9 protein-coding genes are annotated in these 9,383 nt (G+C 60.8%); 5 read left to right on the plus strand and 4 right to left on the minus strand.

Annotation, left to right across the window (positions count from 1 at the left end):
* Positions 1 to 474, minus strand: a 474-nt coding sequence (locus tag CAK78_RS05145; protein ID WP_141214128.1) for an IS1595 family transposase, incomplete at its 3' end; no start/stop codon positions are given.
* A 180-nt stretch (positions 475 to 654) separates the two neighbouring features.
* Between CAK78_RS05145 and CAK78_RS05150 the strand changes: the two genes are divergently transcribed.
* The 3 genes from CAK78_RS05150 to CAK78_RS05160 all read left to right on the plus strand — a co-directional run bounded on the left by CAK78_RS05150 (position 655) and on the right by CAK78_RS05160 (position 3,225).
* The gene (locus CAK78_RS05150) at positions 655 to 1,392 is read left to right on the plus strand and encodes an EAL domain-containing protein (RefSeq protein ID WP_094696587.1); all 738 of its coding nucleotides are present in this window, start codon (positions 655 to 657) and stop codon (positions 1,390 to 1,392) included.
* A gap of 218 nt (positions 1,393 to 1,610) precedes the next feature.
* Positions 1,611 to 2,975, plus strand: coding sequence for a prephenate-dependent tRNA uridine(34) hydroxylase TrhP (gene trhP / locus CAK78_RS05155; RefSeq protein WP_005303943.1), 1,365 nt, complete (start codon positions 1,611 to 1,613; stop codon positions 2,973 to 2,975).
* Position 2,976: 1 nt separating this feature from the next.
* Positions 2,977 to 3,225, plus strand: a complete 249-nt coding sequence (locus tag CAK78_RS05160) for a YfhL family 4Fe-4S dicluster ferredoxin (protein ID WP_005303946.1) — start codon at positions 2,977 to 2,979, stop codon at positions 3,223 to 3,225.
* A 98-nt stretch (positions 3,226 to 3,323) separates the two neighbouring features.
* On the opposite strand, the gene alr is transcribed toward CAK78_RS05160, so the two are convergent.
* Positions 3,324 to 4,397, minus strand: a complete 1,074-nt coding sequence (gene alr / locus CAK78_RS05165) for an alanine racemase (protein WP_094696588.1) — start codon at positions 4,395 to 4,397, stop codon at positions 3,324 to 3,326.
* Between the two features lie 176 nt (positions 4,398 to 4,573).
* Positions 4,574 to 5,968 (minus strand): replicative DNA helicase, encoded by a 1,395-nt coding sequence (dnaB, locus tag CAK78_RS05170; RefSeq protein ID WP_010673258.1) that lies wholly within the window; start codon positions 5,966 to 5,968, stop codon positions 4,574 to 4,576.
* Positions 5,969 to 6,413: 445 nt separating this feature from the next.
* Between dnaB and CAK78_RS05180 the strand changes: the two genes are divergently transcribed.
* Together CAK78_RS05180 and CAK78_RS05185 are read left to right on the plus strand one after the other, a co-directional pair.
* Complete coding sequence (locus CAK78_RS05180) at positions 6,414 to 7,271, plus strand: Tim44 domain-containing protein (RefSeq protein ID WP_017784371.1); 858 nt, start codon at positions 6,414 to 6,416, stop codon at positions 7,269 to 7,271.
* Between the two features lie 158 nt (positions 7,272 to 7,429).
* Positions 7,430 to 8,971, plus strand: coding sequence for an EAL domain-containing protein (locus tag CAK78_RS05185; RefSeq protein WP_094696589.1), 1,542 nt, complete (start codon positions 7,430 to 7,432; stop codon positions 8,969 to 8,971).
* A gap of 102 nt (positions 8,972 to 9,073) precedes the next feature.
* Here CAK78_RS05185 and CAK78_RS05190 read toward each other — a convergent pair.
* The coding region (locus CAK78_RS05190) for a transposase (RefSeq protein ID WP_141214129.1) at positions 9,074 to 9,383 on the minus strand (310 nt) is incomplete at its 5' end.

Raw genomic sequence — 9,383 nt, forward strand, 5'->3', positions numbered from 1 at the left:
ACCCCGTTTGCCACCACGGTGCTCGCCACCCCAGTAGACATCATCGAGCTGAATGATGCCGCTGATGGGCTGCTTGTCATCGGACTCTTTCATGGCTTGCAGCAGCTTGTGCTTGAGCATCCAGGCGGTGTCATATTTGACGCCCAACTGGCGCTTTAGCTCCATCGCTGACAAACCTGTTTTGGTTTGTGACAACAGGTGCATCGCCAGAAACCACTTGGTCAGCGGGAGCTTGGTGTTTGCGAAAATAGTGTTCCCAGTCAATGACATCTGGTGATGGCAGTGATTGCATTGCAGCACGCGTGGCCGACTTTTCAGGTGACAACAGGTCTTGTTGGCACATTCAGGGCAGACAAAGCCGTGAGGAAAACGCCAAGTGAACAACGCGTTTTCGCACTGAGCTTCAGTGCCATAGTCCTTGAGAAGCTCAAACAGGCTGTAGCCTTTCTGGAATTGGACTTTGCTTTTGGCCATGATCTCGCTCCTCGATAACTGTGCATAAGATCAGTATAGTTCGGGGTGACTGCTAATCATGGGTAATCAGGTTCATATATCCAGGTGGCTAACTAACCCATATTACCAGAGAATTCCTACAGAACATTTCGCGCTCCCTCCGCTATTATCCACGGCCATATCCATCAACAGGTGAGTGCCGTGTTTGCATTTCAAGAAGAGTCCCCAATGAGTGACATGGCAAGCATCCCGGTGGCCGAGCTTGCTGTACCCTTCTATCAGCCGATCATCGGTCGGGATCATCAGGTCAAGGGTTATGAGGTGCTGGCCAGACGCTGGGAGGCGGCCCAGCAGAGCTATCAGGGCATCGACTTTGCCTCCCTCGGTGAGGAGCAATCCCTCCATCTTGATATCGTCATGCTGCGGGCCATCATGCGGGATCTGCCGACCCTGGCAAAAGGCGGACCCTATTTTCTTTCCATCAATCTCAACCCGACCCTGAACGGCCCCACCTATCAGAACCTGCTGCTGCTGGTGCTGATGCAGGCGCGCAAGCTGGGGATCGAGATCTGGTTCGAGGTGCTGGAACAGGCCCCGCTGCTGCGGCAGCACAGGGCGCTGATCGAGGTACTGCGCAGCCACGGTGCCCACATCGCCTGCGACGACTTCGGCACCCAGACCTGCAACTTCCAGCGGGTGATGGCGCTACCCTACGAGATCATCAAGCTGGATCGCTCCCTGCTGCTGCAAGCCAGCAAGACACCCCATGCCCTGAGCATGCTGACCGGTCTGGTGGAGTACCTGCAGCGGCTCGGCATCAAGGTGGTCTGCGAAGGAGTCGAAACCCTGCAGCACATCGAGACAGCCAACCGGCTCGGCTGTGACTATCAGCAGGGCTATGCCTACGCCATGCCTTCTCCCCTCTCCCGCTGGGTCTGAGCGGCCCATTTTACCCGTCGACTCGCGCCGGGGAGGATTCCCTGCCAAATTGCATGATGCGGTGAGGGCGAGTACAATCTCGCACCCCATTTATCCGGCCGATGCCGGATATGCCGTGACCGGGTAGCGGTGTGAGTATCCACTCCCGGCGCAGCTCAACCCATACGACGCCATCAGGTGGCGCCGTCCTGATTTGCAATCAGACATAAGAGTCCGACATGTTTAAACCAGAATTGCTCTCCCCCGCAGGTTCCCTCAAGAACATGCGTTACGCCTACGCCTATGGCGCCGATGCCGTCTATGCCGGCCAGCCCCGCTACAGCCTGCGGGTGCGCAACAATGAATTCGATCACGAGAATCTGCAGCTCGGCATCAACGAAGCCCATGCCCTCGGCAAGCAGTTCTACGTGGTGGCCAACATCCAGCCCCACAACTCCAAGCTCAAGACCTTCATCCGCGACATGCGCCCCGTGGTGGAGATGAACCCGGATGCGCTGATCATGTCCGACCCCGGTCTCATCATGATGATGCGTGAAGCCTTCCCGGACATGCCCATTCACCTCTCGGTGCAGGCCAACGCGGTCAACTGGGCCACGGTGAAGTTCTGGCATCAGATGGGCCTGACCCGTGCCATCCTCTCTCGCGAGTTGTCGCTGGACGAGATCGAAGAGATCCGCATGCAGGTCCCTGAGATGGAGCTGGAAGTGTTCGTCCACGGGGCGCTGTGCATGGCCTATTCCGGCCGCTGCCTGCTCTCGGGCTACATCAACAAGCGCGACCCCAACCAGGGCACCTGCACCAACTCCTGCCGCTGGGAGTACAAGGTGCACGAGGGTAAAGAGGACGAGGTGGGCCAGATCGTCCACCGTCAGGAGCCCATCGCCGTGCAAAAGGTCGACCCGACCCTGGGCGCCGGCAAGCCGACCGATGCGCTGGTGCTGCTGGAAGAGTCCAACCGTCCGGGCGAGTACATGAGCGCGTTCGAGGACGAGCACGGCACCTACATCATGAACTCCAAGGATCTGCGCGCCGTCGAGCACGTCGAGCGGCTGACCAGGATGGGCGTCCATTCGCTGAAGATCGAAGGCCGTACCAAGTCCTTCTACTACTGCGCGCGCACCGCCCAGGTCTATCGCAAGGCGATCGACGATGCGGTTGCCGGCCGCCCGTTTGACCGCAGCCTGATGGGCACCCTCGAAAACCTGGCCCACCGCGGTTATACCGAGGGCTTCCTGCGCCGTCACAACCACAGCGAATACCAGAACTACGACTACGGCTACTCGGTCTCCGACACCCAGCAGTTCGTCGGCGAGATCACCGGTCGCAACGGCGACATGGTGGAAGTCGAGGTGAAGAACAAGTTCCTGGTGGGCAACAGCCTGGAGCTGATGACCCCGCAGGGCAACCTCAGCTTCAATCTGGAGCAGATGCAGAACCGCAAGGGCGAGCTCATCGACACAGCGCCGGGCAACGGCCACGTGGTCTACGTGCCGGTACCGAAGGAAGTGGACGTTAACTACGGCATCCTGCTGCGCAACCTCGGCGAGCGCGAGGACACCCGTCAGCCCCACTCGGCCGCCTGAGATGTCCCTGCTCATCACCGACAAGTGCATCAACTGTGACATGTGCGATCCCGAATGTCCGAACCAGGCCATCAGCCTGGGCGAGGAGATCTACGAGATCGACCCCAGTCGCTGCACCGAGTGCGTCGGTCACTACGAGAAGCCGACCTGCATCAGTGTCTGCCCCATCGACTGCATCATCTGGGATCCCGCCCATGTGGAGACCGAAGAGCAGCTGATGGAGAAGTTCGTGCGGATGCACCGGCAGTAACATCGGTAATCCGGTAAACCGGTAATCCACAGGTCGCTGACGACACCATAAAAAAAGCCCCGCATGCGGGGCTTTTTCACGTTTGGCGCTCACGGCAGCTAGACGTATTCCATAAAGACCCGGGAGGTGAGCTTGGTGATGAGCTCGTAGGGGATGGTCCCGATCTGGTCGGCCACCCGCTCCACCGGCAGCCCTTCACCCCAGAGCACCGCCTCGTCGCCGGCCTTGTCGGTGGCGCCTGGGCCCAAGTCCACCGTGGTCATGTCCATGGAGACTCGGCCCACCAGCGGCACGATGCGGCCATTGACCAGCACCGGCGTACCGTTGGGGGCCATGCGCGGATAACCGTCACCATAGCCGATGGCAATCACCCCGAGTCGGGTATCGCGATCCGACACCCAGTTGGCGCCATAACCCACCGGCTCGCCCGCCTTGTGATCCCGCACCGCAATCAGTTGTGTCTTAAGGGTCATCACCGGCTGCAGGTCGTAATCCGCCGCCACCGTATTGGGGAACGGCGAGACGCCGTAGAGGATGACACCCGGGCGCACCCAGTCGCAGTGGGAATCCGGCCAGGCCAGGATGCCCGCCGAGTTGGCCATGGCCCGCTCGCCCAACAGCGGCGCGGTCAGCTGGCTGAACAGGTCGATCTGCTCGCGGGTGGTGGACTGCTCCAGCTCATCGGAGCGGCTGAAGTGGGTCATGATGTTGAACGGCTGCACCACGTTCTTGCACCTGCCGAGCCGCTCGATAAAGGCGGGCATCTCGTCGGCCCGCACGCCGAGCCGGTGCATGCCGGTGTCGAGCTTGAGCCAGGCCACCACGGGGGCAGGCAGCTCGGCCTGCTCCAGCGCTTCGAGCTGCTCCCAGGTGTGCACCGCGGTCTGCAGGTTGTTGGCCGCCAGCACCGGCAGGTCGGCGGCGCTGAAGAAGCCCTCCAGCAGCACGATGGGCTTGACCACGGCGCAGGAGCGCAGCATCAGCGCCTCTTCGATGCGGGCCACCGCGTAGGCGTCCGCATCCACCAGGGTGCGGGCGACCGGCAGCAGACCGTGGCCATAGGCGTTGGCCTTGACCACCGCAATGATCTTGCATTGGGGAGCGTGGCGTTTGACCACGGCGAGGTTGTGGCGCAGGGCCGCTGTATTGATTTGGGCGATAGCCGCTTTCATCTGTTTTCCCTTACGAGGGCATGATAACGCGCCAACGCGTCAGGCACCGGGTGGTGTCAGCCCTCAAATGTCATCGTCTAAGGCCGGACCGGCAGAATTGTCGAACCGGGAAAACTGTTTATGGAACTCTCTTTACCATCATCAGGGTGACGCACGCAGAGCGGGTCACCTGATAATCAGTAGTCATCATCAAACGCCGGACCCGCGTAGTTGTCAAAGCGCGAGAACTGGCCCTGGAAGGTGAGCCGCACCCGGCCGATGGGGCCGTTACGCTGTTTTCCGATGATGATCTCGGCGATCCCCTTGTCGGGGCTGTCGTCGTGATAGACCTCGTCGCGGTAGATGAACATGATCAAGTCCGCATCCTGCTCGATGGAGCCCGATTCCCGCAGATCCGAGTTGACCGGGCGCTTGTCGGCGCGCTGTTCCAGGCTTCGGTTGAGCTGGGAGAGCGCCACCACCGGGCACTGCAGCTCTTTCGCCAACGCCTTGAGGGAGCGGGAGATTTCACCGATCTCCAAAGTACGGTTGTCGGAGAGACTGGGCACCCGCATCAGCTGCAGGTAGTCCACCATGATCATGCTGATGCCACCGTTGTCCCGCGCCACCCGACGGGCGCGCGAGCGCACTTCGGTCGGGGTCAGGCCCGACGAGTCGTCGATGTACATCTTGCCCTTCTCGAGCAGGAGGCCCATGGTGGAGGAGAGACGAGCCCAATCCTCATCGTCGAGCTGACCGGTCCGCACCTTGGTCTGGTCGATGCGCCCCACCGAGGCAAGCATACGCATGATGATCTGTTCGGAGGGCATCTCGAGGGAGAAGATCAGCACCGGCTTGTCGGCGGTGAGTGCCGCATGCTCGCACAGGTTCATGGCAAAGGTGGTCTTGCCCATGGAGGGACGAGCCGCGACGATGACCAGGTCCGAACGCTGCAAACCGGCGGTCATCTTGTCCAGGTCGTTGTAGCCGGACGAGACGCCGGTCACCCCGTTGTGGGGAGTCTTGAACAGCTCCTCAATCTTGTCGACGGTCTGCTCCAGGATGAGCTTCAAGGGCTGGGGGCCCTCGTTGGCGCTGGTACGCTGTTCGGCGATCTGGAACACCTTGCTCTCGGCAAGATCCAGCAGATCGTTGGAGGTACGGCCCTGGGGCTCGTAGCCCGCTTCGACTATCTCGTTGGCGACCGAGATCATCTCCCGCACCACCGCCCGCTCACGCACGATCTCGGCGTAGGCGCTGATGTTGGCGGCACTCGGGGTGTTCTTGGCGATCTCCACCAGATAGGCGAAGCCACCAGCCTCCTCCAACTGCTCGGAGCGCTCGAGCTCCTCCTGCAAGGTGATAAGGTCGATGGGGTTGCCCGCATTGGAGAGGCGGGTCATGGCCTGGAAGATCAGGCGGTGCGGGCGGCTGTAGAAATCCTTGTCGATCACCCGTTCGGCGACCCGATCCCAGGCCTCGTTGTCCAGCATCAGGCCGCCCAGTACGGACTGTTCGGCCTCAAAAGAGTGGGGAGGTACTTTCAGCTGTTGTGTCTTGGCGTCTTTTTTCGCCGTCACTTGCTCTGCCATACACATAAAAACCGCAGCGGGAAGGGGACGGGAATTTTACAAAAGAAACCCCGCCATCGCGAGCGCAAATACGCGCTATTCACTTCTCTGTGGCACAACCGCCCTCCTGTTGGTTGCTGCCATCGCCTCCTGATGTCCGTTGCCGCACAAAACGGGGCTCAAACCACGATGAAGGGCCAGACCAGGGTCAGTTCGCCCTTGCTCTGTCTGGTTTTGCTACGCAGTTTGCGCTCCTTGCGGCTCAATCGTCTGTTTTTCATGGGACACACTCCTGCCATTGATACCCACACGACGTGGTTCTTCGTTCATGAATAATTCATGCCAATCATGGTACATATCGCCCCAAGCTGCGACACATTTAGGGACATGCAGCCTGCCATGCGCCTCGCTGAGCTTGCCAAAGCAGAGCATGCCCCACCCACAGACGAGAGTGAAAAGAGTCAAAATGAAAAAGATGCTGACCCTGTTTGCCGTGATCCTGGCCATTGGCCTGGGGGCACCTCACGCCGAAGCCAAGAAGTTTGGCGGCGGCAAATCCTTCGGCAAGAGCTACAAGACGGCGCCGGCCCAGCCCGCCGCCAAGCCGGTCGACACCAAGAATCCCACAGTGGGCGCTCAGGCCCCCAAGAAAAGTGGCATGATGGGCGGTCTGCTGGGTGGTCTGCTGGCCGGCGGCCTGTTCGCCTACCTGCTGGGCAGCGGTGCCTTCGAAGGCCTGCAAGGGATGGACTTCCTGCTGATCGCCCTGCTGGCACTGGGCGGCGTGTTCCTTTTCCGTACCCTGCGCAAGGGCAAGATGGCGGCATCGCAGCAGCAACAGACGGCCTACGCCGGCTACCAGCCGCCCCAGAGTGCGGCTCCCCAGCAGTTCGAACAGAACCACAGCGCCCCGCAGGCCACCGGCTTTGCCGACAGCGACGTGCCGTTCCGCCTGCCGCCAGGTTTTGACATGAACGGTTTCCTGGCCGGTGCCCGCGATCACTACCGCACCCTGCAGGAAGCCTGGAACAAGAACGATCTGGAGAAGATCCGCGAATACGTCAGCCCCGAGCTGTTCGAACAGCTCAAGGCCGACCGCGCCGAGCTGACCGGTGAGCAGCACACCGAGGTGATGTATGTGGATACCCAGCTGGTGCGCGCCGACTACGGCAGTGACTGGGCCCAGGTGAGCGTGCGCTTCAGCGGCCGCTACATGGATCGCCAGGAGCAGGTCGAGGAGGACATCAAGGAGGTGTGGCACCTCGAGCGCAACCTGGCCAAGGACAATGCTCCCTGGCACATCGTCGGCATCGAGCAGCTGTAAGCTCGACCAGCCAGTGATGACGGATAAAGGCGGCCTGCGGGCCGCCTTTGCTTTTTGGACGTTGCGAAAGCCCCTTGTAGTGGCTAGGAGATTGAGGTGTGATTGTGTAGTATGACCGACCTTTTTTTGTTCAATTGAACCTTCACGAGGCGTGGTACATGGTGTTCCCCTTTCTGCGTAGCAGCAACATGCCTCGTCTCCTGGCCAGCCTGCTCTGCTGCGCCACCCTGATCCTCATCTCCCTGGCCACCCTCTACTGGCAAACCTGGTCGATGACCCGGCAGCAGGCCCAGACCGCCGCCGAGCGTGCCATCACGCAGATCGACAGCGCGCTCTCCCATTCGACCCAAGCGGCCAGGGCTGCCCTGCCACTGGCCAGCCGCCCCTGTCGCGAGGTAGCCCGCGAGCTGCGGGTGCTGGTCGCCACCTCCCCCTATGTGCGCTCGATCAACCTCGCCCGTAACGGCCGCCTCTACTGCTCTTCCATCTTCGACGAGATAGATCTCGAAGACCGGCTGCAGGATCACCGGCACGAGCAGTTCAGGCTGGAAGCCGTTACCCGGCTCGGACGCAAGCCGTCGCTGCTGTTCTACCACCTGAGCGAGGGGAACCAAGCCGTGCTGGTCGCCATCAACCCTTATCACCTGAGCAAGCCGATGCAGTGGCGCCTCGCCGGGGCGCACAGCTGGGTACAGATAGGCGAGCAGTGGCTCGACCTGCACGGCAAGGTGCACGATGGCCAGCCACCCAGGCTGCGGGGCTTCAACTACCGGCTCGACTCGGCGGCATTCAACTACAGCCTCAATCAGGGATTTCCGCTGAGCGCCGTGCTGACCACCACCCTGCAAAAGCAGAGCACCATCATAGTGCTGATCCTGCTCCTGGGCGGGCTGGCCGGCCTCGCCACCTACCGTTGGTGGAGCCATATCTCTACCCCGACCCAGGAGCTCAGACGCGCCATCATCAAGCAGGAGTTCGTCCCCTATCTGCAACCCATCGTCGTCAGCCAGAGTGGCCAGCTGCACGGCTGCGAGGTGCTGATGCGCTGGCAGCACCACCGTCAGGGGCTGATCCGGCCGGATCTCTTCATTCCGCTGGCGGAGGAGAGTGGCCTCATCATCCTGATGACCCAGACCCTGATGCAACAGGTGCGGCTGCAGTTCGCCCCCCATGCGGCGGCGCTGCCGCCCCGCTTCCACTTCAGCTTCAACATCTGTGCCCGTCACTGCCAGCAGCTGAGCCTGGTGGATGACTGCCGCACCTTTCTCGCCGCCTTCGGCGCCAACGAGGTCACCCTGGTGCTGGAGCTGACCGAGCGCGAGCTCATCACCCCCAACCAGCTCACCGGGCAACTGTTTGACGAGTTGCGGCAGATGGGGGTCAGGATAGGGCTGGACGACTTTGGTACCGGCCACTCCAGCCTCACCTATCTGCAGCAGTTTCACGTGGACTATCTCAAGATCGATCAGAGCTTCGTCGCCATGATCGGCACCAATGCCCTCTCCCGCCACATTCTCGACAGCACCATCAACCTGGCCACCCGACTGGGGTTGAAAACCATCGCCGAGGGGGTCGAAACCCGGGAGCAGGCGGACTTTCTCACCGAGCGTCACGTCGACTATCTGCAGGGTTATCTCTATGGCCGCCCGCTTACCCCGCAACAATTTCTGCAGCGGCTGAACATAGTTTCGACACCCTGAATCCCGCCCGGGCACGGCAGGGTTGCATCACCCGTCGTGCTGATGGAAAATCCCCGCCGCCTCCTTGTCCTGCTGCACAAAATCACGCAAACGTTTACCTGATTACCCATGACCCTCAGCCAGCTTCAAGAGCCGATATGGCATCGGAGGGCTTGCCACGACTGCATGCCCCAATTCAACCAACATGCTTTTGAGGTCAAAACGATGATTAAACCGGAAGCAGTATTCAGCAAGATGTCTCGGTAAATGCTTCGCTCCGAGCGTATGGCAACTGCCCCGCAGCGAGTTCTTCACATTCCCTATCATCGTGTTTACCCAGTTGAATGCCGGATGATCCAGCAAGTCAAGGTTGCCCCCGGTGACAACACCCAGGTGCTCACAATTGGCCTCCTTCACCGCCCTGAAACAGGCC

Source organism: Aeromonas sp. A35_P (assembly GCF_002259925.1).
Classification (GTDB): Bacteria; Pseudomonadota; Gammaproteobacteria; order Enterobacterales; family Aeromonadaceae; genus Aeromonas; species Aeromonas dhakensis.

What these genes read in the sequence shown, in the direction of transcription:
- trhP (WP_005303943.1), top strand. Translation starts at nt 1,611, where the DNA reads ATGTTTAAACCAGAATTGCTCTCCCCCGCAGGTTCCCTCAAGAACATG.
- CAK78_RS05160 (WP_005303946.1), top strand. Translation starts at nt 2,977, where the DNA reads ATGTCCCTGCTCATCACCGACAAGTGCATCAACTGTGACATGTGCGAT.
- CAK78_RS05185 (WP_094696589.1), top strand. Translation starts at nt 7,430, where the DNA reads ATGGTGTTCCCCTTTCTGCGTAGCAGCAACATGCCTCGTCTCCTGGCC.
- CAK78_RS05180 (WP_017784371.1), top strand. Translation starts at nt 6,414, where the DNA reads ATGAAAAAGATGCTGACCCTGTTTGCCGTGATCCTGGCCATTGGCCTG.
- alr (WP_094696588.1), bottom strand. Translation starts at nt 4,397, where the DNA reads ATGAAAGCGGCTATCGCCCAAATCAATACAGCGGCCCTGCGCCACAAC.
- dnaB (WP_010673258.1), bottom strand. Translation starts at nt 5,968, where the DNA reads ATGGCAGAGCAAGTGACGGCGAAAAAAGACGCCAAGACACAACAGCTG.